The sequence below is a fragment of the Mesorhizobium sp. WSM4849 genome (assembly GCF_055811385.1).
In genome coordinates this window covers 1-26,369 of record NZ_JBVVPW010000053.1, presented here as the reverse complement: position 1 = coordinate 26,369, position 26,369 = coordinate 1, and the positions used below count along the sequence as shown (strand labels likewise).

22 protein-coding genes and 1 tRNA gene are annotated in these 26,369 nt (G+C 63.6%); 11 read left to right on the top strand and 12 right to left on the bottom strand.

The genetic code is table 11. The features are described from left to right. Positions 1-306: 306 nt before the first annotated feature. The 5 genes from AC0L3L_RS34375 to AC0L3L_RS34355 form a co-directional block, all read right to left on the bottom strand. Positions 307-2,346: an aldo/keto reductase gene (locus AC0L3L_RS34375; protein ID WP_473641710.1), complete on the bottom strand. Its 2,040-nt coding sequence runs from the start codon at positions 2,344-2,346 to the stop codon at positions 307-309. A 139-nt stretch (positions 2,347-2,485) separates the two neighbouring features. Then, positions 2,486-3,571 carry an ABC transporter ATP-binding protein gene (locus AC0L3L_RS34370; protein ID WP_473486000.1) on the bottom strand — a complete coding sequence of 362 codons (1,086 nt, stop codon included), beginning with the start codon at positions 3,569-3,571 and terminating at the stop codon, positions 2,486-2,488. 7 nt (positions 3,572-3,578) lie between these two features. Then, on the bottom strand, positions 3,579-4,430 hold the full coding sequence (locus tag AC0L3L_RS34365; protein WP_473485999.1) for a carbohydrate ABC transporter permease: 852 nt from the start codon (positions 4,428-4,430) through the stop codon (positions 3,579-3,581). Further along, a complete protein-coding gene (locus AC0L3L_RS34360) occupies positions 4,427-5,287 on the bottom strand; it encodes a carbohydrate ABC transporter permease (protein ID WP_095495801.1) in 861 nt (286 codons plus the stop codon). The genes AC0L3L_RS34365 and AC0L3L_RS34360 overlap by 4 nt, the downstream gene beginning before the upstream one ends. Before the next feature lie 222 nt (positions 5,288-5,509). After that, on the bottom strand, positions 5,510-6,781 hold the full coding sequence (locus AC0L3L_RS34355; RefSeq protein ID WP_473485998.1) for an ABC transporter substrate-binding protein: 1,272 nt from the start codon (positions 6,779-6,781) through the stop codon (positions 5,510-5,512). Between the two features lie 106 nt (positions 6,782-6,887). On the opposite strand from AC0L3L_RS34355, the gene AC0L3L_RS34350 reads away from it, so the two are divergent. Next, positions 6,888-7,757 carry a helix-turn-helix domain-containing protein gene (locus AC0L3L_RS34350; protein WP_473485997.1) on the top strand — a complete coding sequence of 290 codons (870 nt, stop codon included), beginning with the start codon at positions 6,888-6,890 and terminating at the stop codon, positions 7,755-7,757. A 110-nt stretch (positions 7,758-7,867) separates the two neighbouring features. Further along, positions 7,868-8,677, top strand: a complete 810-nt coding sequence (locus tag AC0L3L_RS34345) for an FkbM family methyltransferase (RefSeq protein WP_473485996.1) — start codon at positions 7,868-7,870, stop codon at positions 8,675-8,677. Positions 8,678-9,037: 360 nt separating this feature from the next. Here AC0L3L_RS34345 and AC0L3L_RS34340 read toward each other — a convergent pair whose 3' ends face one another. Both AC0L3L_RS34340 and AC0L3L_RS34335 read right to left on the bottom strand, forming a co-directional pair. After that, positions 9,038-9,400 (bottom strand): hypothetical protein, encoded by a 363-nt coding sequence (locus AC0L3L_RS34340; protein WP_473525952.1) that lies wholly within the window; start codon positions 9,398-9,400, stop codon positions 9,038-9,040. A 313-nt stretch (positions 9,401-9,713) separates the two neighbouring features. Then, positions 9,714-9,788, bottom strand: a tRNA-Gly gene (locus AC0L3L_RS34335). A 230-nt stretch (positions 9,789-10,018) separates the two neighbouring features. On the opposite strand from AC0L3L_RS34335, the gene AC0L3L_RS34330 reads away from it, so the two are divergent. The 4 genes from AC0L3L_RS34330 to AC0L3L_RS34315 all read left to right on the top strand — a co-directional run bounded on the left by AC0L3L_RS34330 (position 10,019) and on the right by AC0L3L_RS34315 (position 12,894). Beyond that, complete coding sequence (locus AC0L3L_RS34330; protein WP_473641708.1) at positions 10,019-10,516, top strand: prolyl-tRNA synthetase associated domain-containing protein; 498 nt, start codon at positions 10,019-10,021, stop codon at positions 10,514-10,516. Positions 10,517-10,609: 93 nt separating this feature from the next. Next, the gene (gene trxA, locus AC0L3L_RS34325; RefSeq protein ID WP_473525917.1) at positions 10,610-11,596 is read left to right on the top strand and encodes a thioredoxin; all 987 of its coding nucleotides are present in this window, start codon (positions 10,610-10,612) and stop codon (positions 11,594-11,596) included. A gap of 154 nt (positions 11,597-11,750) precedes the next feature. Then, a complete protein-coding gene (locus AC0L3L_RS34320; protein ID WP_473641706.1) occupies positions 11,751-12,422 on the top strand; it encodes an LON peptidase substrate-binding domain-containing protein in 672 nt (223 codons plus the stop codon). A gap of 232 nt (positions 12,423-12,654) precedes the next feature. Beyond that, on the top strand, positions 12,655-12,894 hold the full coding sequence (locus AC0L3L_RS34315; protein ID WP_473485992.1) for a Trm112 family protein: 240 nt from the start codon (positions 12,655-12,657) through the stop codon (positions 12,892-12,894). A gap of 12 nt (positions 12,895-12,906) precedes the next feature. Here AC0L3L_RS34315 and AC0L3L_RS34310 read toward each other — a convergent pair whose 3' ends face one another. Genes AC0L3L_RS34310 through AC0L3L_RS34300 form a run of 3 tightly spaced genes read right to left on the bottom strand, consistent with a single transcriptional unit; the run spans position 12,907 to position 18,747 of the window. Continuing rightward, complete coding sequence (locus tag AC0L3L_RS34310; protein WP_473641703.1) at positions 12,907-16,272, bottom strand: error-prone DNA polymerase; 3,366 nt, start codon at positions 16,270-16,272, stop codon at positions 12,907-12,909. Continuing rightward, positions 16,269-17,744, bottom strand: a complete 1,476-nt coding sequence (locus AC0L3L_RS34305) for a DUF6504 family protein (protein WP_473641701.1) — start codon at positions 17,742-17,744, stop codon at positions 16,269-16,271. The genes AC0L3L_RS34310 and AC0L3L_RS34305 overlap by 4 nt, the downstream gene beginning before the upstream one ends. Further along, complete coding sequence (locus AC0L3L_RS34300) at positions 17,686-18,747, bottom strand: ImuA family protein (protein ID WP_473641699.1); 1,062 nt, start codon at positions 18,745-18,747, stop codon at positions 17,686-17,688. Before AC0L3L_RS34300 ends, AC0L3L_RS34305 begins: the two co-directional genes overlap by 59 nt. A gap of 174 nt (positions 18,748-18,921) precedes the next feature. Between AC0L3L_RS34300 and AC0L3L_RS34295 the strand changes: the two genes are divergently transcribed. Continuing rightward, positions 18,922-19,344: a metallopeptidase family protein gene (locus AC0L3L_RS34295; RefSeq protein WP_095495668.1), complete on the top strand. Its 423-nt coding sequence runs from the start codon at positions 18,922-18,924 to the stop codon at positions 19,342-19,344. A 192-nt stretch (positions 19,345-19,536) separates the two neighbouring features. On the opposite strand, the gene AC0L3L_RS34290 is transcribed toward AC0L3L_RS34295, so the two are convergent. Both AC0L3L_RS34290 and AC0L3L_RS34285 read right to left on the bottom strand, forming a co-directional pair. Next, positions 19,537-19,743, bottom strand: a complete 207-nt coding sequence (locus AC0L3L_RS34290) for a DUF1737 domain-containing protein (RefSeq protein ID WP_095495667.1) — start codon at positions 19,741-19,743, stop codon at positions 19,537-19,539. A 26-nt stretch (positions 19,744-19,769) separates the two neighbouring features. Further along, positions 19,770-20,648 (bottom strand): HpcH/HpaI aldolase/citrate lyase family protein, encoded by an 879-nt coding sequence (locus tag AC0L3L_RS34285; protein ID WP_473641697.1) that lies wholly within the window; start codon positions 20,646-20,648, stop codon positions 19,770-19,772. Between the two features lie 579 nt (positions 20,649-21,227). On the opposite strand from AC0L3L_RS34285, the gene AC0L3L_RS34280 reads away from it, so the two are divergent. The 4 genes from AC0L3L_RS34280 (at position 21,228) to AC0L3L_RS34265 (ending at position 26,244) form a co-directional block, all read left to right on the top strand. Beyond that, entirely contained in the window at positions 21,228-22,760 is a 1,533-nt protein-coding gene (locus tag AC0L3L_RS34280; protein WP_473641695.1) for a DUF4153 domain-containing protein, read from the top strand. Positions 22,761-22,763: 3 nt separating this feature from the next. Further along, a complete protein-coding gene (locus AC0L3L_RS34275; protein WP_473485986.1) occupies positions 22,764-23,459 on the top strand; it encodes a response regulator in 696 nt (231 codons plus the stop codon). Between the two features lie 59 nt (positions 23,460-23,518). After that, positions 23,519-25,015, top strand: a complete 1,497-nt coding sequence (locus AC0L3L_RS34270) for an ATP-binding protein (RefSeq protein WP_473641712.1) — start codon at positions 23,519-23,521, stop codon at positions 25,013-25,015. 62 nt (positions 25,016-25,077) lie between these two features. Further along, positions 25,078-26,244: an NAD(P)/FAD-dependent oxidoreductase gene (locus AC0L3L_RS34265; RefSeq protein WP_123148934.1), complete on the top strand. Its 1,167-nt coding sequence runs from the start codon at positions 25,078-25,080 to the stop codon at positions 26,242-26,244. The last annotated feature ends 125 nt before the right edge of the window (positions 26,245-26,369 follow it).

Below are 26,369 nucleotides of genomic sequence, written 5' to 3'. Positions count from 1 at the left end.
TGTGCTATCCTGATCGAAGGCGACGAGGGACTTGCTCAGATCATTCTGGTGCATCGGGGCGCTCCATTCGTTGAGTTCACAGCAACGATGGTGCCACAACCCTCGCCGCCGCCCCATAGCTTCTCTCCCCCGCTTCGCGGGGGCGAGGAACCCAAGCTGGAATGGGGCCGCGATCCCTCCCCGGACATCTCCCCCGCAAGGGCCTGCAAGGGGGGCGATTGGAAGGCGCTTCGGCTTTCGCCAACCACTAACGCTGGACGCAGGCGGACAAGGCGGCAGCGCAAAGCTGAAGTGACGACCCTGGCGTCAGCCCGTGCGTCGGGCGGGATGCTGGTCCGAACCGCCATCGAGCCACGCGATGTCGTCAGGCGAAAGCGCAATGTCGAGGGCCTGCAGGCTGTCCTCCAACTCGTCGAGCGTGCGTGGTCCGATCAGCGGGACGGACGGGAACGGCTGGGCCAGGACGTAGGCCAGCGCGACATGGATCGGGCTCTTGCCCAGCCTGTTCGCGAGCTCGATCGCCCGGTCGCGGCGGCCGAAATTTTTTTCCGAGTACCAGACCCGGACCAGCTCTTCATTGTCGCGCTGGTCGCGCCCGGCGCGACCGGTGAAGAAACCCCGGCCCTGGCTCGACCAGGCGAAATTGGGCATCTGCCGGGCGGTCAGCCAGGCCTTCCATTCATCGCTCGACGATGTGACGCAACCCGGCCAGATCGGCACCAGCATTTCGGCCAGAGAAAAATTGTTCGAAAGCACGCCCGGCTTTTGCTTGCCGGTCCGCTCGGCATAGGCAATAGCCTCGTCCATGCGTTCCCTTGTCCAATTCGAGCCGCCGAACGGACCGCGAATGCGGCCAGCCCTGACCTCCCTGTCCATCGCGTCGACGAATTCGTCGACCGGCACGTCCGGATCATCGCGGTGCATGAAATAGACATCGACATGATCGGCCTGCAGCCGGTCGAGCGACTGGGTGAGCTGCTTGTCGATCACATCGGGATAGCAGAGCGGGGTGTGCGCGCCCTTGCCGATGACCACCGATTGCTCACGCACGCCGCGGCTCGTCAGCCACTGGCCGAGCAGCGTTTCGGTGTAGCCGCTGCCATAGATGAAGGCCGTGTCGAAGACGTTGCCGCCGGCCTCGAAATAGGCATCGAGCAGGATCATGCCCGAGGAGAACGTGCGAAAATCCTCGAAGCCGAGCGCCAGGCACGAGGCCGGCCGCGGCAGGCCTGGAATTTCGCGCTTCGGGATGGTCGTGCCGCCGGAGCGCAGCCGCCGGCCGGAGATGGTGTTGACGCGTTTTTCGGGCTTCTCGATCTCGTATTCGAGGCCGATGGCGGCACGCCATTTGTCGAGGACGCGCAGATTGCCGAGGCTGTCGGCCCAGCCCATGCCCGGCCAGGCAAACTCCTGCTTTCCGGCCACGATCGCCTCACCGGCGGCGTCGGCCTCGAAAGCGTAGAGCCAGCGGTCTTCCCTGACCTCGACCACCTCCTCACCGCCCGGACGGATGATGCGAATCTCGCCGGTGCCGCCTTCCCTGCCGCTCGCATACCAGAAATCCGCGACCTCGATGCGGCCCTTGGTGCCAAGGATGCGCAGGACATTGTCCTGCGCCAGCGAAATGCCGCAGGAGACTTCGGCGACGATGCCGCTGGGAAAATGCAGCAGCGCCGAAGCCCATTCGTCGACGCCGGACTGACCAAGATGTGCAGCACCCGCCACCTTGTCCGGCTCGGCGAAGGGTTTTCCCAATGCTGCCCCGGCAATCAGCCGCGCCATCGAAACGGGATAGCCGCCGACATCCAGAATGCCGCCGCCGGCGAGATCGTTCGCGTAGAGCCGGTGTTCCGGCATGAAATCAGGCATGGCGAAGCCGAAGCTCGACTTCACCATGCGCACCTCGCCGATCGCGCCGGACCTGATCAGTTCGACCAGCTTTGCCGTCTGCGGATGCAGCCGGTACATGAAGGCTTCGCCGAGAAAGGTGCCGGCCTTGCGCGCTGCATGGATCATCGCGTCCGCCTCGAAGGCGGTCAGCCCCATCGGCTTTTCGCAAAGCACATGCTTTCCGGCCTCGGCCGCCCTGATCGCCCATTCGGCGTGGCTCGGGTGAGGTGTCGAAATATAGACCGCATCGACGTCCGGATCCGCGAGCAGAGCCTCGTAGCCGTCGAGGATGCGGGCACCGGGGAAGTTATCGGCAAGGCCTGATTTGCCGGGATTGCGTGCGCCGAGCGCAACCAGTGTGCCGGTATGCGAATGGGCCACACCGCCGGCAAAGGCCTTGGCGATGGTGCCGGGCCCGAGAATGCCCCAGTGGATCTTTCGTGGTTCGGACGTCATTTCAAATCTCCTTGGGGACGCCTCGGCGTCGCGAGTTGGTAAAAGAAAAATTGCGTGTCTTAGTTTTGTGCATGTCGTTGTCCCAAACCGCTGCGCATCCTCGGTTCACGCCCGAGGGCATGCTTTTGGGCGACATGCATTAGCGAATGCGTGCACCTGATTTGTCGAAGAGAAGCGACCGGCCGGCCTTGATCGACACCGCCATGTGGTCGCCATTCGCCCGCTGCCGCGATGCCTCGCGCTCGATAATCAGTTCCTCTGGCCCGGCATTGGCATAGATGTAGCTCACCGATCCGAGGTGCTCGGCGACGTCGGCCTTGACAGCAATGTCGCAATCGCCTTCGCCGGCCTCGAAGAAATGCTCCGGCCGGACGCCGAGCACGACCTCGGCACCGACCGCAGGCGGGGCACCCGAAAGCGGCTTCCGCAGTTTGGCGCCACAATGGTTGGCGAGTTCGACGGTTATTGCGCCGTCGTCGTTTCCGACCACGTTCGCCGCCATAAAATTCATCTTCGGCGAGCCGACGAAACCGGCGACGAAGCGGTTGGCGGGGTCGTCATAGAGATCGAGCGGCGCGCCGATCTGCTCGATATTGCCGGCGTTGAGCACCACGATCCTGTCGGCCAGCGTCATCGCTTCGGTCTGGTCGTGCGTCACATAGATCATGGTGACGCCGAGCTCCTTGTGCAGGCGCGAGATCTCGACCCGCATCTGCACCCTGAGCTCGGCGTCGAGATTGCTCAGCGGCTCGTCGAACAGGAACACTTGCGGCTCGCGCACGATGGCGCGGCCGATAGCGACGCGCTGGCGCTGGCCGCCCGACAATTGCCGCGGGCGCCGCTTCATCAGCTCGGCGATGCGCAGGATTTCGGAGGCCCGCTTCACCCGCCGCTCGGTGTCGGCTTTCGGGTTGCCGTTCATCCTCAGCCCGAAGCTCAGATTCTGCTCGACGCTCATATGCGGATAGAGCGCGTAGGACTGGAACACCATGGCGATGCCGCGGTCGGCCGGCTCGACATCGTTCACCAGTTTGCCGCCGATGGCGATCTCGCCGCCGCTGATGTCCTCGAGCCCGGCGATCATCCTCAGCAGCGTGGATTTTCCGCAGCCGGAAGGGCCGACGAAGACGACGAATTCGCCGTCATTGACGTCGATGTTCGCGCCGTGAACGATCTCGAAGACGCCGAAGCGCTTGACGACATTCTTGAGTGTAACCGCTGCCATGCTGATCCTATTTGATGGCGCCGGCGGCAATGCCGGCGACGAAATGGCGCTGCAAGAGCACGAACACGACGAGCATCGGCACGGTGAGCATCACGGCGCCCGCCATGATGCCGCCCCACGACACTTTGGTGAGGCCGATCAGCGTGCCGAGCGCTACCGGCGCCGTCATCGCACCGGGCTTGGAATTGATCAGCAGCGGCCAGAGGTAGTTGTTCCAGGAGGCAAGGAACAGGATGATGGCGAGCGCCGCCAGCATCGGCCGCGCCAGCGGTAGTGCTACGAACAGGAAGATCCGCCACTCCTTGACCCCCTCGACCCGAGCGGCGTCGAACAGATCGCCCGGCATCATCGAGAAGCTCTGCCGCATGAACAGCACGCCGAGCGAATTGAAGAGCGGCGGCACGATCAGCGCCACCCACGTATTGGCGAGCTTGAAGTCGCGCGCCACCATGATGAATTGCGGGATCAGCACGACCGCATAGGGAAGCGTGATGGTGCCGAGGATGATCGCGACGACCACGCCCTTGCCGAAGAACTGGTAGCGCGCCAGCGCCCAGCCGGCCATCGAGGTGAGCAGCACCGACAGGAACGTGTAGGTGACCGCCACCGACACGGAGATGCCGATGGCGCCGATGAAATTCGTGTCGCGCTGCAAATTGTTGACATTGTCGAGGAAACTGCCGTGCGGCAAAAGCTCGATGCTGGGACTGAAGATGCCTCTGTCGGGCATGGTCGAGAAGATTACCATCATCCACAGCGGAAACAGCCAGATCAGCGCCAGCGGCGTCAGGAACAGATGCAGCGCGATGCTGCGTCCCAATCTGGCGGAGGAACGGCGCGAAGAGGAACGCGAGCTCATTTCGGGTCCCTCGTCAGCCACAGTTGCACCAGCGAGATGGCGATCGCCAGCCCGGCCATGGTGTAGGCGATGGCCGAGGCGTAACCGAAATTGAGCGACCTGAAACCCTGGCGGTAAAGCAGCAGCCCGAGCGTTTCGGTGCCGCCGCCCGGTCCGCCGCGTTCGGTGATCAGGAACGGTTCGGTGAACAGCTGCATGGTGCCGATGATCGACAGCACGGCGCAGAACACGATGATCGGCTTGAGCAGCGGCAGGGTGATGTAGAAGAACTGCTTGAGCTTGCTGACGCGGTCCAGCGTCGCGGCCTCGTAGACATCCTGGGGGATGGACTGCAGGCCGGCGAGCAGGATGATGGCGTTGTAGCCGGCCCAGCGCCAGGTCACCGCGATCATGATGACCGCCATCGCCGGCGTGACGTTGGAAAACCAGTCGATACGGGGCAGGCCGACGCTGTTCAGCAGCTTGTTGATGATGCCGTAATCGAGGTTGAACATCAGCCGGAACACCGCCGAATAGGCGACTTCGCCGACCACGACAGGAGCGAAGAAGGCGAAGCGGAACAGGCCTCGGGCCTTGAGCAGCGGCGAATTGAGCAGCACGGCCATCACGATCGCCAAAGTGATCATCACCGGCACTTGGATGACGAGGATGAGCAAAGTGTTTTTCAACGCGTTGAAGAAAGCCGGGTCGCCGATCAGCCGGCCCCAGTTGAAGGTCGGCGCGAACCGCCACGGCACGGTGCGCGTCGCCTGGAAGGAGATCAGGAAGGAGCTGATGATCGGCCATAGCCAGAAAATCGAGAAGATCAGCAAATAGGGCGCGAGGAAGCGATAGGCCGTGGCGTTCTGATAGCGCATCATTGCCTCCTTCGTTTCCCGTTTCTAAGTTTACCGGCCCACTGTCGAGGTCGGCCTTGTTCTTGCCTTCTCCCCTTGTGGGAGAAGGTGGATTGGCGCGCAGCGCCAAGACGGTTGAGGGGTGCTGGACGGAATGCCGTCCTGCCAAGCTGGAACACCCCTCATCCGTCGCCTTCGGCGACACCTTCTCCCACAAGGGGAGAAGGGAGAGCGGCGCTCAGCTCACTCTTCGACCGGCAGGCCGGTCGCCGAGGCGATCTGGCTTGCGGCATCGTCGAGCGCCGCCTTGGCATCGGGATAGCCGCCGCCCAGATATTTGGTCTGCACCGCGCGGACGATGATTTCCGCGTCGCTCTGGAACGGCGTGCCGCGGCTGGGGACGACCTTGGGCAAGGTGCCGAGAATATCCTTCCACACCGCCTGGCCGCCCCAATAGGGCTGGCCTTCGGAGACATAGGGGTCATCGAGGGCCGAGATCAGCGACGGCACGAGGCCAAAACCCTTCAGCATCGCTATCTGGCCCTCATTGGTCGCAAGCGAGTATTTCAGGTAGGCGTAGGCGGCCTCCTTGTTGTTGGACACCGAGGTGATGGCGAGCGAGGAGCCGCCGAGATTGGCGGCGCGCGGGCCATCGGCGGTGAGGCTCGGCATCAGATAGACGCCCCACTTGCCGCTCCCGTCGGGCGACTCGGTGCGTATGGTGCCCTCATACCAGCCGCCATACATCTGGCTGGCGACAGTACCGGCGGTGTTGTTGGTGATCTTGGTGCTCCAGTCGGCCGAGGTGATGATGCCGGCGTCATTCATCTCCTTGATCTTGGTCATCGACGCCACACAGGCCGGCTGATTGACGGTGATCGACTGCCCATCGGCGGCGAAATAGGCGCAGCCCTGCTCGTTGGCGATCATGCGGAAGAATTCGGAGTCGCCGTTGAAATCTGCATTGGTCATCTTCACACCAGGATTGGCCTCCTGGATCTTCTTGCCGGCGGCAATGAAATCGTCCCAGGTCTTGATCGAGGTTGGATCGACGCCGGCCTTCTCGTAGAAATCGCGGCGGTAGAACATCGCCACCGGGCCGGAATCCCATGGCATCGCATAGGCCTTGTCTTCCACTTCGAGTTCGGTGCGCTTGAAGTCGGGGAATTTCGCCTGGTCTTCGGCCGTATAGCCGAGCGTATGGAGGTCGACGAAGCAGTCCGGGAACTGGCTCCAGTAGTTCTCGGCCTCGCCGTTCTCGATCGTCACGATGTCAGGCAGCCCCTCGCCGCCGGCGGCGCAGCCTGCAATCGACTTGTCGTACGTCGGGTTGTTGCCGAGATCCTGGACCGTGACCTTGATATCGGGGAACTGCTTGTTGAAACCTTCTATGGTGGCCTTCAGCGACGAAGCGGCGACGTTCCAGCTCCAGATCGTGATTTCGCCGGATTGCGCAAAGGCCGGGGCAGAGCCCAGGGCAAGCGCGAGCGCGGCGCAGGTCAGTATGGTGCGCATTGAAATCCTCCCATTTCATTTGCTCTCTCATCGCGAGCGTGCCTAGACTAGGCACTGGGGAAGGCTTGTCCGCGACAAAAGGAATAAAAAATTGGCGGAAAGTAAGATGCCGGAAAGGCCGTTTTATCAGCCTGGCGCTAGCAGCGTGGAGGGTCTGCCGCTGCTGCTGCAGATGTTTCACACCCAGCCTCTGGTGATGCTGAAGCCGCATTGGCATGCCCAGGTCGAGGTGAATTTCATCGTCCGCGGCGCCGTGCACTACCGCATGGATGAGCACGAGATCTCGCTTTCGGCCGGCGACATGTGCCTGTTCTGGGGCGGCCTGCCGCACCAGATGGACGATGCGTCGGAGGACGCCGTCTATGCCGGCGCGCATCTGCCGCTGGTGCACTTCTTCCGGCTGCACCTGCCCGCGGACGTCCGCAACCGGCTGATGACGGGCGCGACATTGGTGACCAATGCCACCGACCGGTCCGACAGCGACAATTTCGAGCGCTGGAACCGCTACGTCCGGTCAGGCGATCCGGGCAAAGCCGAGCACGCCGTCAACGAACTGCTGCTGCGGCTGGAGCGGGTGCGCTTCGAACCTTACCGGCTGGTACCCGAAACTCCGATCGAGCAGGAAACAGGCAGCCCCTTCGATCAGCAATCCCTGCGCAATGTCGGGCGCATGTGCGACTTCATCGCGGAGAATTTCCTATACGACATCGACTGCGTGGACATCGCGGCGGCGGCCGACATCCATCCCAAATACGCCATGAGCATTTTTAAGAAATCGACCGGCATGACGCTCAACGAATATGTCAACCTGTTGCGGCTCAGCTACGCGCAGGCGCTGCTGATGCATCAGGACGCCAACGTGCTGCGCGTCGCCATGGACTCCGGCTTCGGCTCGCTCAGCGCCTTCAACAAGTCGTTCCGCAAACTGGCCGGCATGTCGCCTTCGGATTTTCGCAGAGGTGCAGGCGCCAGATAGTCCCAGTGAATCAGATAGTCCAAGTCAAATAGAGCCACGCCGGTCGATGCCGGCGCTACAACGCCCTGCGCCGGTTGAAATGCCGTCACGGGTTGAGCTATCAGCAGCGGATGAGGCTCAAAGAATTTTTTTACCTGCTTGGATTGAAGCCAAGAACACGCGTTTACGGCCACTCGATACAGGTCATCGATCTCCCGAAAGACGGGAAGATTGAATTCGCTCGATGGAAGAACCCGCGCGGGGCAGATCTCGATCTCGCCCAGGGCGAGGTCGATGATCTCCGGACGTTCCTGAGCGATGGCGACGTGGCGATCGATGTTGGCGCCCAGGTCGGCGACAGCACGGTACCGATAGCGCTCGCCTGCGGACCGCAGGGCCTGGTCCTCGCTTTCGAGCCGAACCCTTATACCTTCACGATCCTCGGCGCCAATGCCGCGCTCAATCCTTCCCGATTGAACATTTTTCCGATTCCCTACGCGGCAACGCCGGAAGATGGGTCGTTCGTCTTCGACTACGGCAACCCGGAGTTCGAGAACGGCGGCGACCACACCGGGGTGTCGCGGTGGCAGCACGGCAGCGCTTTCAGTATCCCGGTCGAGGGGCGGCGGATCGAACCGTTGATCCGTGCCCGGCTTGGCCAGCGCATCAAGCGCCTGCGCTACATCAAGACCGACGTGGAGTCGCACGACCTGTCGGTTTTGATCTCGATCGGCGCGCTGATCGACGAATGCCGGCCCTACATCAAGTCCGAGGTCAATCACAATCTTTCGGTGGACGAGCGGCTGCGGATGCACCGGTTCTTTGCCGACAAGGGCTACGACGTCCACCTGGCTGGGCCGACAACGCTATTCGGTCCGAAGCTCAACGAAAACGACCTCGGCAGCAGGAAGAATTTCGACATGTTCGCGGTTCCCCGCTAACGCCGCCGGTCCTTCCAGTGCGTCGCCTTGGAGGACGGTAGAGGCAGGCGCTGCGCCTCAGGTCAGCATATCCCCGCCGAGCCTGCCCGCCTCGCGAAGCCGCCTTCCGAGCCCGGCACCAAAACGGCCGCGGTTGGGGCCAGTTGAGCGCCCACGCAAAAACGCACCACCGGCCGAAGCCGGTGGCGCTCTCTGGATCAGTCTGTAGGGGCAGGACCGTCCAGGGATCCCTGAGGATCGGGCTCAAATGTCGGCTCTTCCTTGACCCAGGGCATCGGCCGAACAGATGAAAGAGCCCGCCAACGGGCTAAGAATCTCGATGGTGCGGTGCGCCGCCGCGCAGCGGACGGATTTGCAATTCTATTCGGCTGCGTCAGGAATTTCGCCGGAGGTGTCGTCGGAAGACTCTACCGGGTCATCCGCGGCCGTTCTTGCCAGGAACTTGTCCAAGGCTGCCTGCAAGGACAGGGTGGCCTGCGGCGAGGCCGGCGTCGTCGAAACGACAGCCATCGCATGGGCAATTCCCCGAGTGGACTTATCCCTGGCCGCCGCAGACGTTGCGGCTCCGTGTCCCTGCGATCCGGCCGCGGCCGAGTTGCCGCCGTTGCCGTTGCTTGCTCCGTTACCCTTCCCGCCGCCATTGCCGCCGGGGCCGGCGAGGACTGGAGACGCGACAAGGGCGAGAGCGGCGACCGTTGCGAACAGACTGGTTCGAGTTTTCATAATTCCTCCTTCGAGCCGCCCTCCCGCCAGGATGATTCCGGACTATAAATATGAGGACTCTCTAATATGATGGTCCACTGCTTAGCCAGTTTGGTTTAAATGCACCTGTCCGCAAGGGACCTTGGTCCGAAATTGAAAGGCAAAGGTCCTAACTCTATTGGGGGTATTCCGAGCGGCGAACAAAGCGCCTGCAGGCCACAGGCAGCCGGCAAGCGACAAACTCGCTTCGTCTGCTGGGTGATGCCGTGCTGCCCAAAAACGAAAAAGCCGCGGCGAACCGCGGCTTTTCGATGCTTGATTCCCCTTGGGAAATTGGAGCGGGTGAAGCGATTCGAACGCTCGACCCCAACCTTGGCAAGGTTGTGCTCTACCCCTGAGCTACACCCGCTCGCGCGGCTTTTGGGCCGCAAGCCGCGCCTATATGGCTGAAGGGCGCGGCGATTGCAACAGGGAAATCGCAGGTTTTTTGGCCGCACCGGCGACGTAAACGAGCCTTCCCTAGCGCGGATAGGAACGCAATCGGCAGCCTTGCTGCGCAACGGCCTTGTCTCGGCCGCGTCATTGGCCGTAAACGGCATGATCCAAACCGCGACAACAAGAAGTCCCACAAGAAACAACATGCCGAAAACCGAAGCCGAGCTTTTCGCCTTTCTCGCCGATCTCGGGATCGAGGTCTCGACCTTGCGTCATCCGCCGCTGTTCACGGTCGCCGATTCGCAGGCGCTGCGTGGAGAAATTGCCGGCGGGCACACCAAGAATCTTTTCCTCAAGGACAAGAAAGACAATTTCTTCCTGGTCAGCGTCGGCGAGGAGGCGGTGGTCGATCTCAAGCAGATCCACAATGTCATCGGCGCCGCCGGGCGCGTGTCCTTCGGCAAGCCGGAGATGCTGATGGAGCTTCTCGGCGTCGTTCCGGGGGCGGTCACGGTGTTCGGCTTGATCAACGATACGGAGTTGCGGGTCAAGGTCGTTCTCGACCAGGAGTTGATGAGCCATTCGGTCATCAATGCCCATCCGCTGACCAATGAGGCAACGACATCGATCGCCGCCGCCGACCTCGTCAAATTCGTCGAGGCAACCGGGCATGATGCTGTTATCTTGAAAGTCACAGCATGATCGCCACATGGATGACGATAAACCGACTTCCGACTGGGGATAAGGACGTTGCGCCGGGTCGGTGGCCGGCGGCGCGACCGAAAGGATGACGAGATGAGCGACAACAATCCATTTGGCAGCAGTGGCGGACAGTATGCCACGTCGGTGCAGTATGGCGGCACTGACGCCACCCCCGCGAAAGTCGCGCTTGGCGAGCCGCCTGTCGCCGTCGACGTCATCAAGGATACAACGACCGCCACATTTGCCGCCGACGTCATCCAGGAATCGCGCCGTCAGCCGGTGCTGGTCGATTTCTGGGCGCCATGGTGCGGACCCTGCAAGCAACTGACGCCGCTGCTGGAAAAGGCGGTCACGGCCGCCGGCGGCAAGGTCAAGCTGGTCAAGATGAACATCGACGACCATCCTTCGATCGCCGGACAGCTCGGCATCCAGTCGATACCGGCAGTCATCGCCTTCAAGGACGGCCAGCCGGTCGACGGCTTCATGGGCGCCATTCCCGAGAGCCAGATCGCCGCGTTCATCCAGAAGGTCGGCGGCAAAAACAACGGTGCGCCGCAGGTGGCCGAGGCACTTGCCGCGGCCGCAGAGGCGCGCGCCGCCGGCGATGTGCAGACCGCGGCGGACATCTACGACGCGATCCTGGAACAGGCGCCGGAGACAATCGAGGCCATTGCCGGGCTGGGCGATCTGCTGTTCGAGGCCGGCGATGCCGAGGGCGCCGAAGCCGTGCTGGCGCGGGCGCCGGAAGCAAAAAAGGATGCGCCGCCGCTCGCCGCGCTGCGCGCCAAGATGGCGCTTGCCGCGCAGGCACAAGCACTTGGCAATCCGGCCGAGCTCGAGCGGCGCCTGGCTGAGAACCCCGGGGACCACCAAGCACGGTTCGATCTTGCCATGATCCAGAACGCCAACGGCGAGCGCATGGCCGCTGCCGACAATTTGCTGGCGATCGTCAAAGCCGATCGCTCGTGGAACGACGACGGCGCCAAGACGCAATTGCTGCAGTTCTTCGAGGCATGGGGCATGACCGACGAAGCAACGCTGGCGGCGCGGCGCAAATTGTCGTCGCTGCTGTTTTCCTGAGCGCGTATCAAGCTGTTTTTGCCTGATGGCCTTGCGGTCGGCGGCGGCTGCGCCAGATTAGGGCGAGAGATCAGGCCATCGGTTCTCTCGCTTGTGCCGATCGGGGAGGATCGGGATTTGATGCGCTTCTTGAGGAAGTGAGCGGAGGTTCGAAGTGCAGGCGGGAAACGCGCATTACCGGCTCGATACGGATTTGCCGTCGACGGTGCCGATCTTCCCGCTTGAAGGCGCATTGCTGCTGCCGGGTGGCCGTATGCCGCTCAACATTTTTGAGCCGCGCTATCTTGAGATGGTGGATGAGGCGATCGCCGGATCGCGGCTGATCGGCGTCATACAGCCCAGCCTCGACGGCGCGCGGCGTGCCGACGGCGAGCCGGAGCTTTGCAATGTCGGCTGCGCCGGACGCATTATCGCCCTTTCCGAGAGCGGCGACGGCCGTTACCTGATGTCGCTGCAAGGTGTGTGCCGGTTCCGCATCGTGCAGGAACTCGCGGTCAAGACGCCCTTCCGCCAGTGCCGGTTTGCGCCCTTTCTCACCGATCTCGACGAAGATCAGGCAGAGGCCGGGATCGACCGGCCGGCGCTGCTCAAGGCATTTCGCGCCTATTTGCAGGCCAACGACCTTGAAGCCGACTGGGAAAGCGTCAGCCGCGCCGAAAATGCCATGCTGGTCAATGCGCTATCGATGATGGCTCCCTACGGGCCGGCCGAGAAACAGGCGCTGCTCGAAGCGGCGGATTTGAAGACGCGCGCCGAAACGCTGATCGCCATCACCGAAATGGCGCTGGCACGCGAAAACGAGGATTTCGGGTCGAGTCTGCAATAGGCAAGGTAGAAGGACGCAGGGATTAGCCCAATTGCGGAAGTCGGCGCCGCCCCTCATCCCCCTGCCGGGACCTTCTCCCCGTATAGTGATGGGGAGAAGGGGCTGGTGGCGGGGCTCGGCACCCGTCCTGCAACGCTGGTGATTGGCGAAACCGCTGATGGCAGCGCAAACGCCCAAAGATTGAGGGCGAATGCGAACTTGAAGTGATTGCCCCAAAGAAGGACAGACCAAAATGGTGGATGGTCGTGACGGAACGAAGGCCAATGTCGACCCGAAACTGCTGGAATTGCTGGCCTGCCCGCTGACCAAGGGCCCGCTTACCTGGGATCCGGAGCGCAACGAGCTCATCTCGAGGGTCGCACGGCTTGCCTATCCGGTGCGTGACGGCATCCCGATCATGCTGCCTTCGGAGGCGCGCGCGATCCCCTTCGAGGAAGGATTGCCCCCGCCGCGCCTGGGCGGGCCGTCCTGAACGGTGTAAGGCCTATTGAAAATTGCGCCCCTTGGGCAGCACCTTCTCCGCCTTTCCCGACAGCGCCGCGAGATCCCGCTGGACCGGCGCGGCTTGTGGAGAACGTGCGTCTGCAGCGCCCTCTTCGCGGTTGTCATTCTCCATGCGCCCACTGGCCGGACGCTCATTGACAGGCTGGCCGGTACCGGCCTCCTCCAAAAGCACGGACAGCCAGGGCGTCAGATCCTCGACCTTCTCGGCAACGATATGGATGACGTCCGATTCCGACTGCAGTTTGCCGGTGACACGGACCAGCCGCGCGCCCATGACAATGGGCCGGTAGCGGTTGAAGGTTCTTTCCCAGAAAATGACGTTGGCGACGGCCAGCTCGTCTTCCAGCGTCAGGAAAATCGCTTTGGCGTTACCCGGTCGCTGCCGCACCAAAACAAGGCCGGCGACCGAAACGCGCTTGCCGTCCCGAACCTGGCCGAGGCGCGCATTGGGCGTGACGCCGGAACGGTCCAGCCGCTGGCGCAGAAAGGCCAACGGATGCGCCTTCAGCGACAGGCCGAGCGAACGGTAGTCGTGGATGACATGCTCGCCGAGCGGCATTGTCGGCAGCCTGGTCTCGGGCTCGAGATCGCGCAAGCGGATCCCCGGCTGGTCGAACAGCGGCAGGGTCTCGGCGGCACTCCTGCCGTCGAGCGCGCGGACCGCCCATAGGGCGTCGCGGCGGTCGAGGCCGAGCGAACGGAAAGCGTCGGCTTGCGCCAGCTTCTCGATCTCGTCGACATAGAGGCCTGAGCGAAGCCAGACATCGCGAACGGTTGCGTAGCCGTCGCCGCGTCTGGCGACAAACACCTCCATGCGCTCCTTCGACAGGCCCTTGACCTGGCGGAAACCCAGCCGGACGGCATGATTGGTCCGGATGACGCCGCGCATCTGGGCATGGCGGTCGAGGACGCGGGCCGGGTCGAAAGGCGCTTCCTCCAATGCGCAGTCCCAACCGGAAAAATTGACGTCAACCTCGCGGATTTCGACGCCGTGGTCGCGCGCGTCGCGGACAAGCTGAGCCGGCTGATAGAATCCCATCGGCTGGGAATTCAGGATCGCGGCGCAGAACACGTCGGGATAGAAGGTCTTGAACCAGCAGGAGGCATAGACCAGCAGGGCGAAGGAGGCGGCATGGCTTTCGGGAAAGCCGTATTCGCCGAACCCCTCGATCTGCTTGAAGCAGCGCTCGGCGAAGTCCTTTTCGTAACCCCGCAAAACCATGCCGTCGACCATCCGCTTGTGATAATTGCCGATCGTGCCGGTGCGCTTGAAAGTGGCCATGGCGCGGCGCAGTTCATCGGCCTCGCCCGGCCTGAAGCCGCCGGCGACGATGGCGATCTTCATCGCCTGTTCCTGGAACAGCGGCACGCCCAGCGTCCTGCCGAGTATCTCTTCCAGCTCCGGCTTGGGATATTCGGGCTTTTCCTTGCCTTGCCGGCGGCGCAGATAGGGGTGGACCATGTCGCCCTGGATTGGGCCCGGCCGCACGATCGCCACCTCGATGACGAGGTCATAAAAGGTGCGTGGCCTGAGGCGCGGCAGCATCGACATCTGGGCGCGGGATTCGATCTGGAAGACGCCGATCGTGTCGGCGCGGCAGATCATGTCGTAGACATGTTTGTCCTCGGCAGGGAGGGTGGCCAGCACATAGGGCTGGCCATAGTCATCCCGCGCATCGGGATAATGATCCTGGAGCAGGGTGAAGGCGCGCTGCAGGCAGGTCAGCATGCCGAGGGCCAACACGTCGACCTTGAGGATTTTCACCGCGTCGAGATCGTCCTTGTCCCACTCGACCATCTTGCGCTCGTCCATCGCCGTCTTGATGATGGGCACGATCTCGTCGAGCCGATCCCTGGTGATGACGAAGCCGCCGACATGCTGCGACAGATGACGGGGAAAGCCCATGATCTCGTTGGCGCATTCGATAACCTGCCTTGTCACTGGATCGGTCTGATCGAGGCCGCCGGCCCTGGTTTCCTTTTCGCCGAGCTCCGAGGTCGACCAACCCCAGATCGAGCTGGACAGCGCACTCCTGACATCGTCCGACAGGCCCATCGCCTTGGCCACTTCGCGCATCGCCGACCGGCCCCGGTAGCTGACGACGGCCGCGGCAAGCGCGGTACGCTTGGCGCTGTATTTCGAGTAGATGTACTGGATGACCTCTTCGCGCTTTTCATGCTCGAAATCGACATCGATGTCGGGTGGCTCGTTTCTTTCCTCGGAAATGAAGCGCTCGAAAAGCGAATCGATCCGCTCAGGCCCCACTTCGGTGATGCCGATGCAATAGCAGACCACCGAGTTGGCCGCGGAGCCGCGTCCCTGGCAAAGTATGCCCTGGCTGCGGGCAAATTTGACGATGTCGTAGACAGTCAGGAAATAGCGCGCGTAGTTCAGGCGCTCGATCAAAGCGAGCTCCTCCCGGATGCGCTTCGTCACATCGGCGGGAACGCCTGAGGGATATCGTATCGCCGCTCCCTCTCGAGCCAGCCGTTCCAGTTCGGCCTGTGGCCCGAGGCCGGATTCCGTCGGTTCGTCGGGATAGTTGTATTGGAGGTCACTGAGAGAGAAGCTCAATTCTCCGGCAAAGCGCAGCGTTTCCGCCAGTGCCTGCGGATGCCTGCGGAAAAGCCGTGCCATCTCCATTGGCGGCTTCAAATGGCGCTCGGCATTGGCCGCCAGTTCCAGACCCGCTTCGGCAACAGGTACGTTGAGGCGGATCGCCGTCAGCACGTCCTGCAACCGGCGCCGTTCGGACGTATGGTAGAGAACGTCATTGGTCGCCATCAGCGGAATACCAGATAGCTCAGCCATGGCAGCCGCCTGCTCGATCCGGAAGCGGTCGTTGCCATGATAATCCGGCGAAACGGCAAGTCGCAAAGCCCTGCCGAAGCGATCTTTGAGCCGGCTAAGCAGTTCAAGAGGATATTGTGCCGGCGCCGACAGATCTGGCAGAATCGCAAGCGACATGCGGTCGCCCCATTCGAAAAGGTCGTCGCGATAGAGGAGCGGTGCGCCCTTTTCGCTTTCGTCGCGCATATTGGCTTGCGTCAGCATGCGGCACAGATGGCCCCAGCCCTTGCGGTCCTGCGGGTAGGCGAGAACGTCGGGCGTGCCGTCGCAAAAAACCAGGCGGCAGCCGGGATGATAGGAAAGACCTTCCACCTTGGCCTGCTGCCAGGCGCGCACGACGCCGGCCACCGTGTTGCGGTCGGCAAGCCCGATCGACGAAAATCCCAGGAACTTTGCCGCGACCACCAGCTCCTCCGGTTTCGAGGCGCCGCGCAGGAACGAGAAATTCGACTGGATGCGGAATTCGGCATAGGGGATGACCGTCAGCGCGTTCATGCGAAGACCCCATGCATGAACCAGCGCGGCGCGGCGTGCGAGGCGCCGTAGAGACCCTGGCGGTAGAGCCAGTAACGGCGGCCGTCGCTATCCTCGATGCGGAAATAATCCCGGGTCGCTTCCTGCCCCGGTGCTTCCCGCCACCATTCCGGGGCGATGCGTTCGGGCCCTTCGGCGCGCGCGACCCGGTATAGCGCGCGCCGCCAGCGGAAGTTCATCGGCGGTCCCTCCGGCATTTCGGTGGCCGGCACCTCGATCGGTTCGGGCGAACGGAACAGCCGGATCGGCCGTTCCGGCCGAAAGACAGGCTTGGAGGAAGTGTCTTGTATCTTGCCCGGCTTCTTCGGCGGAGAGACCCTTTGCGGCGCCTCCGCATAGGGAAGCATGGCGACGGCGCGCTCCGGCAGATGACTCTCGACGGCGACCGGTTTCAAAACCGCGCTGTCGCCGAGCCGGGCGCGGATGCGGTCGGCGAAAAGGGCGATGTCGGCGCCGTCATCGCGCGTTTCGCCGGCGAGATCCGCCTGCTGCATGTCGAAGGCCGCGGCCGACAGGACCGAGAGGCGCACGAGATCGAAGCCATAGCCGGCATCGATGTCCTGTTCGAGCGCGGCAAGCCTTTCGTGAAACAATTTCTGGATCAGCAACGGCTCGCGCAACGGCCGCGAGGTGCCGACGGCGATGCGGCTGACGGCGCCGTCGACGCGGAAAAGCAGCAGCGCCAGCCTTCTTGCGCCCTCGCCGCGGCGCTCGAGGTCCGCCTTCAAAGTCGTCGCCAGCATTTTCACCAGCCGCTCTATTTCGTCGGTCAGCATGATGGGTTCTGCGAGATGGCGTTCGACCGAAAGCGGCGCCACCGGCAGGCGCGGCGACACCGCCTCGTCGAGGCGGCCGAGCGCCTGGTCGAGGCGCAAAAGCAGCGAGACACCGAAGCGGCGGGCGAGCGGCGCGCGCGGTGCTGCCATGATGGCGCCCGCCGTGCGCAGGCCGACGCTTTCCAGGCTGGCGCGGATATCAGGCTCGATGCGCAGCGCCGCCAGCGGCAAGGGCGCGAGAAGCGCTTCCTCTTCGCCACAGGGGACGATGCGGTCACTGGCAAACCGCGCTGCCGCCCAGGCAGCACCAGGTGTGGCGGCAAGGCCGGCGCGGACATCAAAACCCTGATGGAAAAAGCGCGACAGGATGTCGTCCAGCATCGACCGTTCGCCGCCGAAAAGATGGGTGCAGCCGGTGACGTCGAGGAACAGGCCATCGGCTGCGTCGAGCGCCACCAGCGGCGTGTAGCGGTCGCACCAGTCGGCAAGGCTTTCGAGCAGGCGGCGGTCGGCCTCGGGATCGGCTTCCACCACGTCGATCGACGGATGCATGGCGCGCGCGTCGGCTATGCCCATGCCGCGCTTCAGGTGAAGCGCCTCAGCCCGCTCGTCGAGGGCGGCGATGCGCTGCGCGTTCCCCTGGCGATGGCTGATCACCAGGGGCAGGTGATCCGACGGCCGGGAACGCCAGGACCGCCCCAGACGCTGGCGCAGGATCCTTTCCGCGGCGAGATGCGGAAACCACAGGGACAGGATTCGCTGACCGTTCTTCCCCGGTCCTTCTTTCCTCGAAACTGCGTTCATCGGGGTTCCACTCCAGTGTGAATTGTCCTGGCAAGGCCGTGCGGCTCTTGCCGATGCTGACGGTGAAGGCGGGGCGGCCGATCGAGCCGGCGAGCGGCCCGGCGATCGTCTCGCGGGGTGCCGACGGCGCCGCCGACAGGACGAGGCGGACGGGTGCCGCCGTCGGCTCGGGTTCGCCGGCCTGGCGCAGCAGGAACACCGGCCGGCCGGCATTCTGTGCCCGGGCGTGCAGCCGCCGCGTCGCGGTGAGGTCCAGCCGCTGCGGACTGCCGCGGATTTCGAGGATGACGGCGGCGAGCGCTGTCATCCGGGCGGCCTCCTCGGCGGTCCACAGCGCATCGAGGAGCCTTGGCGCCTCGGAAAACAGCAATTGCTCCGGCTCGATGCCGAAAAGGGCGTGAAGCCCCCTGGCATAGGGAAAGCCGGCCTCCCGGAAGATTTCCGCGGTGCCGATCCACAGGACCGGCAGTCGCGGCTCCTGTTTGAGGATCAGGCTGACGAGCGACAGGGCGAAGCCGGCGACGGCCCCGGCATCGCGGGTCGCGGCGCCATGGATCTCGCTCAGCGCCGCCTTCGGCAGGCCGCCGCTGAGCGCAGTATCGAGACCTTCGGCGCCGGTGCGCAGAAACGCATCGGGCGGCGCCACGGCGAGGCCGCGGCGGACGATTGTTAGATCCTGAGGCGGGATGTCCGCTGTTGGATTCTGGGGGGTGACATCAGCTGTTGGATTCCGGGGCGCATCAACGGGGGCTGCGCCGGCCGGCGCCTCCAGGCGCTCGGGCAGCGTTCCCTCGATCTTCGCGATCTGGCGGCGCAGGGCAAAAACAGTCTCCCGCGCCACGGCGCTTGTCGCCATGACGGTCAGCTTCCACTCACAATTGTTCCTGTTATGTTCTCTAGAATTCCAGAGGGCGACCGAAGAGTCAAGCGGAGTCTTGGGGAATTTATTCCTGTCCTCGCGTAGGCGGCAACCCGCCCATTTGCCGAGCCCGGCTCGAAAGCCTATATGCCGGGATCAGAAGGACAAAGCATGGCCCGCATCTACAAGACCCGCACCTGGCACGACCAGCTTTCGCCGTCGATGGAGGAAATGGAGTTCCTGGCGCTGGAGGCTTACGCCCATCTGCCGGAGGAGTTTCGCAAGCTGACCGGCGAGATCGTCATCCAGATCGCCGAATTTCCGACCGACGAGATCATGGACGATCTGTCGCTGGAAACGCCTTTCGACCTGCTCGGCCTGTTCGAGGGGCGCGGCATTGCCGAGCGCTGGAATCCGCAGACCGGCGAGGGGCCGAACCGCGTCACGCTCTACCGCCGCGCCATCCTCGACTACTGGGCCGAGAACGAAGAGACGCTGGGCGACATCGTCACCCATGTGCTGATCCACGAGATCGGCCACCATTTCGGCCTGTCGGACGATGATATGGAGCGGATCGAAGAGGCGGCGGAGTAGGCTGTGTTGATATTCAGGTGATGCCGGCCTGCGAACGGCAGTTCCCTGCGCTTCCGGGTGCTCACGTACCCAAAAGTACGCTCCGCTCCGGTTCTCGGGAAACCACCCAGTCTGGTCGCTTCGCGCCCGTCTTCGACTCCGGCGCGGCCTGACCTGAATCTCAACACACCCTGCGTCGGAGCTTTGCAAAATCTACCAGTCGCTGAGCTTGGTGTTGGGCCCGTATTCCTGACCCTCGATATCCTTTACCACGGCCTGGCCGCAGCGCATGGCCTTGGCCTCCATGTCGTAGGAATAGGTCGGCGAGCCGAACAGGTGCCAGCCCTTGTTGAGCGCTGCCGTCACCTTGTGGCAGAAGCTGGAATCGTCCGGACCGGACAGAAAGCGGTAGAGTTTCATTTTTCATTCCTGTCGTGAGTTGCCAATCATGCCCCGATGGCGGCCGCCTTCGCCAGCAGTTTTTCGGCCTGCGCCAGATGCAGCCGTTCGACCATTTTTCCATTCAGCGCAATGACAACCTTGCCGGCATTTTCGGCAAGCGCGAAGGCATCTTTCACCGAGCGTGCCTTGGCCACCGCTTCGGCAGATGGCGCGAAGGCCCGGTTCGCGGCATCGATTTGAGCCGGGTGGATCAGCGACTTGCCGTCGAACCCCATGGCGGCCGCTTCCCCGCATTCGCGCGCAAAAGCGTCCAGATCGCGAAAATCATTGAAGACACCATCGAGCAGGTCGAGGCCGCCGGCGCGCGCGGCGAGCACCATCTGCATCAGCCACGGTGTGAGGTAGCGCCGGTCGGGCGTGGCGAGAGTGCCGGTCTCCTTGACCAGATCGTTCGTTCCGGCAACGAAACAAACCAGCCGCGAGCTCGGATCGCGGCCAAGCTCGGCGATCGGTCCGATGTTGAGCAGAGCCTTTGGCGTTTCGATCATCGCCCATAGTTTCACCTCGTCGGGTCCGAAATTGTCGTCGAGGACGTCGCCGGCTTCCAGAACGGCGCGCGGTGTGTCGACCTTGGGCAGCAGGATGGCGTCGGGCTCGCAGAGTGCCGCCGCCAGCAAGTCCTTGGGGCCCCATTCGCTGGAGAGCGGGTTGATGCGCACGACCATCTCGCAGCGCCGGCCGGGGCGATTTGCGAAGATGCCGGCCAGTTTTTCCCGCGCGGAGACCTTGTCGGCCGGGGCGACGGCATCTTCGAGATCGATGATGACGGCATCGCAGGCCAGCGACGAGATCTTGGCCAGAGCCTTGTCGTTCGAGGCCGGGACGTAAAGCACCGAGCGGCGCGGGCGATAGGTTTCAGTCATCTCAGATCTATGCCGCCTGCGGCCGGTCGAGGCAAGCACGCAGGGCAATCGCTTCGGACAGTCATAGCTTGTATTGGATATGAGCCAATCGTCGAAGTTGGCGCCGCCCCTCATCGCCCTGCCGGGCACTTCTCCCCGTATAGTAACGGGGAGAAGGGGCTGGCGCAGCCTCGGCGCCATTCTTGCAAAGCTGGTGATTGGCGAAACCGGCGATGAGAGCACCCCTCTCCCCGTCACTCCACGGGGAGAGGATGCCGGCAGGCAGGTGAGGGGCAGCGCAAGCGCCCGGAAAGGGTGACGGGGCGGATTCAAACCTGAAGTGATTGCCTGACCCTGCACAAAAACTGCACGAGATTGCGGAAATTCTCCTCAGATCCGCCCCGCCGCCTGCATTTCGATCGGCGACATACGCCGCATGCAAGAGCGAGAAAAGCCCCGTTGGTCCCTGCCGTACCGCCTCCGCAATGACGGTTGGTGGCTGGTCGATCCACCCCGGCCGGACGGTTCGGCGACCCTCTTCCCCTTCATCCGCAAATCTCCGCCCCCCGGCCGGATCAAAGCCGCTGAGAAAATCCGATCATGACATCGTTGCTTACGGCCGCGCCGAGCTATTGCGCGCGACTCGGCGTTGCCGTCCTGCTTGCCGCGCTGGCGGATTTCTTCTTCTATGGGCAGCCCGTCGGCATCACGTTTTTCCTGTTCGGCATCACGCTTGCCGCCGCCGCAGCGGCCATCCAGCCGTCGGCGCTCAGCGCCCGCGGCCTGTGGTCCGCTGCCTTGCTTGTCGGGCTGCTGCCGCTTATCGAAAATGTCAGTGCGCTGTCGGTCGCAATCGGGCTGGTGGCGACGGCCGTCTTTGCGCTTTGGCTGGTCGGCCGGCTGTGGCGCGGCGCTGCCCGCATTGCCGGCCAGGTCGCGCTGTTCCTGCTCGCGGCACCCTTCCGGTTCGTCCACGATTTCTTCCGCTGGCGCAAGGCGGCACGGCGGTTCGGTCGGCGGCGTATCCACCTGGCGGCGATCGCCGTCTGGATCATGCCGCTGACCCTGGGCGCAGTGTTTCTCGCGCTGTTCGGCGCCGCCAATCCGGTCATCGAATACTGGTTGTCGCTGATCGATCTCCTCGCACTGCTCGACTTCATCGAGCTGCCGCGGCTGGCCTTCTGGCTGTTCGCGCTTGCCGGCGTCTGGGTCTTTCTGCGCCCGCGGCTGCCGCGCCTTTTGCGCCGCATTGCGCATCTTGCGTTGCCTATCCCCCTCGGGGTGACGACCACAAGAGCCGCCGCCAAGCCGGTCGAGGACATCGTCTTCGGCAAGGCCGCCATTCTTCGTGCGCTGGTCGTCTTCAACATCCTGTTCGCGGCGCAGACCGCACTCGACGCCACCTATCTGTGGGGCGGCATCGCCCTTCCCGACGGGCTGACCTATGCCGCCTATGCGCATCGCGGCGCCTATCCCTTGATCGTCACCGCCCTGCTGGCCGCGGGTTTCGTGCTGGCGGCGTTGCGGCCGGGCAGCACGACCTCCGGCGATCCGTTCATCCGCCGGCTGGTCTATGTCTGGGTGGCGCAGAACATCGTTCTGGTCGTCTCCTCAATCCTGCGGCTCGACCTCTATATCGGCATCTATGCGCTGACCTACTGGCGCGTCGCCGCCTTTGTCTGGATGGGGCTGGTGGCGGCGGGCCTCGCCCTGATCATCGCCCGCATCGCGCTCGGAAAATCCAATGAATGGCTGCTTTCCGCCAATCTTCTGACGCTATCGGCGACGCTTTATGCCTGCTCGTTCATCAACTTTGCCGCACTGATCGCCAACTACAATGTCGACCGTTCGTACGAGATGAGAGGTCCCGGCACCCGCCTCGATATACGTTATGCCCGCTCGCTCGGCCCCGACGCGCTGCCCGCCCTCGACCGCTTCTTCGACCAACAAAAGAAGACATTCCTCACCGATCTCCGAGACCCAGCCGACGCCGTGACCGAAGCCCACTACCGCGCCGAGCAAAGAAACTGGCGCGCGTGGAGCTTTCGCGACTGGCGGCTTCTGCGCTACCTCGACAGGAGAGGGTCGCTCGTGGTTCCTGACGGATACGAATCTCACGCGCCGGGTCCCTGATTGATGCCGTATAACATCCTAGTCGCCGACGACGATCCGCACATCCGCGAAATCATCTGCTTCGCGCTCGAAAAGGCCGGCATGAAAACGGTTGCAGTAGCCGACGGCGCCGGCGCATTGCAGGCGATCGAACGCCGCGCGCCCGATCTTGTCGTGCTCGACATCGGCATGCCGGAGATGGACGGGCTGGAGGTCTGCCGGCGGCTGCGGCACACATCCGATGTGCCGGTGCTGTTCCTTTCCGCGCGTGATGAAGAAATCGACCGCATCCTCGGGCTCGAAATGGGTGGCGACGACTATGTCACCAAGCCTTTCAGCCCGCGCGAACTGGTCGCCCGCGTCAATGTCATCTTGCGGCGCGCTCGCCCGACAAAGGCCGAACAGGCCGACGACAGGCAATTCTCGCACGGCAGACTGGCTTTGCTGCCGGCCAGCCACGCCGCCAGCTTCGACGGCAGGCCGCTGGTGCTGACCTCGATCGAATTCGCCATCCTGAAAGGGTTTCTGGAACGCCCGGCGCATGTGCTTGACCGCGACATGGTGATGGCCAGTGCTTATGCCGCTAACATCCATGTCGCCGACCGCACCGTCGACAGCCATATCCGCAACATCCGCGCCAAGCTGGCGGCGGCCGGCTGCACGGATGCGATCGAGACCGTGCATGGCGTCGGCTTCCGGCTGGGCAGGTGCGGCGCGTGACGGCGCAGAAATGGCGGCCGCGCCTCGCCACGGTCGTTGTTGCCATCCTGATCATGGTGATGGCGCTGCCGCTGGTCGGCCTGTTCTTCTTCCGGCTCTACGAGAACCAGCTGATCCGCCAGACCGAGGCCGAGCTGATTGCGCAAGGTGCCGCCCTTGGCGCCATCTATGCGCAAGACGTCCGCGCCGCGGGCATCCCGGCCGAGAGGCTCGGCGCGGCCGTGCCTGCCGACAGAGACAATCCGGACTCTCCCTACCGGCCGATCGAGCCAAGCCTCGATCTCGCCTCCGACAGGGTTCTGGCGACACGGCCTGCGGCGACGGCCGCCACCGTCGATCCCGCCTTCACGGCGATCGGCGCTCGCCTGTCGGGCATTCTTGCCGAGACGCAGAAAACCACGCTTGCCGGCTTCCGGCTGCTCGACCCAAAAGGCGTCGTCATCGCCGGACGCGAAGAGGTCGGCCTGTCGCTCGGCGCCGTCGGCGAGGTTCGCGCAGCACTTGCCGGCCGCTATGCCAGCGCGCTCCGGCAGAGGGTTCCGAACCAGCCGTCACCATCGCTCTATTCGGTCAGCCGCGGCACGAGAGTCCGCGTCTTCGTCGCCATGCCGGTCGCGGTCGACGGCAAGGTCGCCGGCGTGGTCTATCTGTCGCGAACGCCGAACAACATCGTCAAGCATCTCTATAGCGAGCGCGGCAAGGTGGTGCTGGCGGCGATCGCCGTCCTCGGCGGTACGCTGCTCATCGGCCTGATCTTCCTGCGCACCGTCAGCCGGCCGATCTACGCGCTGATGGAACGGACAAAGCGCATCGCTGCTGGCGACCGCGAAGCCATCAGGCCGCTCGATCATCACGGCACGCGCGAGATGGCAGCGCTTTCCGACGCCTTCCTCGACATGGCCGAAAAGCTGCATGCGCGGTCGGACAGCATCCAGACCTTCGCCACCCATGTCTCGCACGAGCTCAAATCGCCGCTGACGGCGATCCAGGGTGCGGCCGAATTGCTGCGCGATTCGGGTAGCGCAATGGACGAGGCCGAGCGGCGGCGCTTTTCCAACAACATCGTCACCGATGCGGGGCGGCTCAATTTGCTGGTGCGCCGTCTGCTCGACCTGGCGCGCGCCGAAAATCTTGCGCCCAGCGGCGAACGCACGTCGGTTGGCGCCGCGCTGGCACTGCTGCTGGCCGAGGACAGGCTGGCGGTGCGCGTCGAGGCGGGCGGCGATATCGGTCTGCGCATCTCGGCCGAGAATGCAGCCATCGTGCTCGCCAATCTCATCGACAATTCGGCCCGCTATGGCGCGACGCTCGTTTCGATCACGGCGGCGAGCGCGGACGGCAAGGCGACGATCCTGGTGAGCGACGACGGCGCCGGCATTTCGCCCAGCAACCGGGGGCGGATCTTCGAGCCGTTCTTCACCACGCGCCGCGATTCAGACGGCACCGGCATGGGCCTCGGCATCGTGCTGGCCCTCCTGAAAGCGCATGATGGCACGATCCGGCTGGTTGACTCCGAGCGCGGCACGCGCTTCGAGATCATCCTGCCGGCTGTGTGAATTGGAGCCTGATCCGAAAACCGGCTTTCGGCATCATGCTCTGGAACTGGAGAATCGAAAAAGTGCGCTACGACGTCGTCATCATCGGTGGAGCCATCGTCGGCTCCTCGATCGCCTATTATCTGCGCGAGGAAGGCTTTTCGGGCTCGATCGCGCTGGTCGAGCGCGACCCGCAATTCGCCCATGCGGCAACGACGCTGTCCTGCGCTTCGATCCGCCAGCAGTTTTCGATTCCCGAAAACATCCGCCTGTCACAGTTCACGTTGAAACTGTTCCGGCGACTGACGGAAGAATTCGGGGCCGACGCCGATATCGGCTTTCGCGAAGGCGGCTATCTCATCCTTGCCGGCGAGAACGGGTTGCCTATCCTCAAGGCCAACCACGAGACGCAGTTGGCCGAGGGCGCCGACATCGTGCTTGAGGATGCGGAGGCGCTCGTCCGCCGGTTTCCGTGGCTGTCGACGGAGGGCATCACCGCCGGCGCCTACGGCCGCACGGGCGAGGGCTGGTTCGACGCGCATGCCATGCTGATGCTGTTCCGCAAGGCCCTGCGGGACAAAAACATCGATTTCATCACCGCTGATGTGACCGGTATCGAACGGCAGGGCGACCGCGTCACCGGGGTAAACCTCGACAACGGCGAGCGGCTCGACGCCGGCATCGTCGCCAACGCCGCCGGGCCAAATGCCGGCAAGGTTTCCGCAATGGCCGGACTGGCGCTGCCGGTGGAGCCGCGCAAGCGCAATGTCTTCATCTTCGAGGCGCGCGAGAAATATGATGACATGCCGCTGCTGGTCGACCCCTCAGGTATCTATGTCAGGCCGGAAGGCTCGGTCTACATCACCGGCGGCGGCGAGCCGGAAGAGGGCGACGGCCCTGCCGATCCCAGCGATTTCGAGCCCGACTGGCCACTGTTCGAAGAGGTGATCTGGCCGGTGCTGGCCACCCGCATTCCCGCCTTCGAGGCAATCAAGCCGACGCGCGCCTGGGTCGGCCATTATGACTACAACACGCTCGACCAGAACGCGGTGGTCGGCCCGCATCCGCAGGTCAGGAATTTCCTCTTCGCCAACGGTTTTTCCGGCCACGGCCTGCAGCAGGCGCCGGCGGTCGGCAAGGCTTTGGCCGAGCTGATCGTACATGGCGGCTACCGCACGGTGGACTGCTCGGCGTTTGGGTACAGCCGTGTCGCCGAGGGGCGGGCGTTTCGGGAGTTGAATGTGATTTGAAGGGAAAGGCGGCGATCGCTCCGCGATTTTTGATGCTGGAGGGACAGCGCCCCATAGGCGCTAACTTAGGGCATGAGCGTTATCCTTGCTGCGGCGGATTGGCTTTTTCGTCGCCTCGGTGGATC

Coding starts and splice junctions, on each gene's coding strand:
- AC0L3L_RS34375 (WP_473641710.1), bottom strand. CDS start 2,346: ATGACGTCCGAACCACGAAAGATCCACTGGGGCATTCTCGGGCCCGGC.
- AC0L3L_RS34370 (WP_473486000.1), bottom strand. CDS start 3,571: ATGGCAGCGGTTACACTCAAGAATGTCGTCAAGCGCTTCGGCGTCTTC.
- AC0L3L_RS34365 (WP_473485999.1), bottom strand. CDS start 4,430: ATGAGCTCGCGTTCCTCTTCGCGCCGTTCCTCCGCCAGATTGGGACGC.
- AC0L3L_RS34360 (WP_095495801.1), bottom strand. CDS start 5,287: ATGCGCTATCAGAACGCCACGGCCTATCGCTTCCTCGCGCCCTATTTG.
- AC0L3L_RS34355 (WP_473485998.1), bottom strand. CDS start 6,781: ATGCGCACCATACTGACCTGCGCCGCGCTCGCGCTTGCCCTGGGCTCT.
- AC0L3L_RS34350 (WP_473485997.1), top strand. CDS start 6,888: ATGCCGGAAAGGCCGTTTTATCAGCCTGGCGCTAGCAGCGTGGAGGGT.
- AC0L3L_RS34345 (WP_473485996.1), top strand. CDS start 7,868: ATGAGGCTCAAAGAATTTTTTTACCTGCTTGGATTGAAGCCAAGAACA.
- AC0L3L_RS34340 (WP_473525952.1), bottom strand. CDS start 9,400: ATGAAAACTCGAACCAGTCTGTTCGCAACGGTCGCCGCTCTCGCCCTT.
- AC0L3L_RS34330 (WP_473641708.1), top strand. CDS start 10,019: ATGCCGAAAACCGAAGCCGAGCTTTTCGCCTTTCTCGCCGATCTCGGG.
- trxA (WP_473525917.1), top strand. CDS start 10,610: ATGAGCGACAACAATCCATTTGGCAGCAGTGGCGGACAGTATGCCACG.
- AC0L3L_RS34315 (WP_473485992.1), top strand. CDS start 12,655: ATGGTGGATGGTCGTGACGGAACGAAGGCCAATGTCGACCCGAAACTG.
- AC0L3L_RS34310 (WP_473641703.1), bottom strand. CDS start 16,272: ATGAACGCGCTGACGGTCATCCCCTATGCCGAATTCCGCATCCAGTCG.
- AC0L3L_RS34300 (WP_473641699.1), bottom strand. CDS start 18,747: ATGGCGACAAGCGCCGTGGCGCGGGAGACTGTTTTTGCCCTGCGCCGC.
- AC0L3L_RS34295 (WP_095495668.1), top strand. CDS start 18,922: ATGGCCCGCATCTACAAGACCCGCACCTGGCACGACCAGCTTTCGCCG.
- AC0L3L_RS34290 (WP_095495667.1), bottom strand. CDS start 19,743: ATGAAACTCTACCGCTTTCTGTCCGGTCCGGACGATTCCAGCTTCTGC.
- AC0L3L_RS34285 (WP_473641697.1), bottom strand. CDS start 20,648: ATGACTGAAACCTATCGCCCGCGCCGCTCGGTGCTTTACGTCCCGGCC.
- AC0L3L_RS34280 (WP_473641695.1), top strand. CDS start 21,228: ATGACATCGTTGCTTACGGCCGCGCCGAGCTATTGCGCGCGACTCGGC.
- AC0L3L_RS34275 (WP_473485986.1), top strand. CDS start 22,764: ATGCCGTATAACATCCTAGTCGCCGACGACGATCCGCACATCCGCGAA.
- AC0L3L_RS34270 (WP_473641712.1), top strand. CDS start 23,519: ATGGCGCTGCCGCTGGTCGGCCTGTTCTTCTTCCGGCTCTACGAGAAC.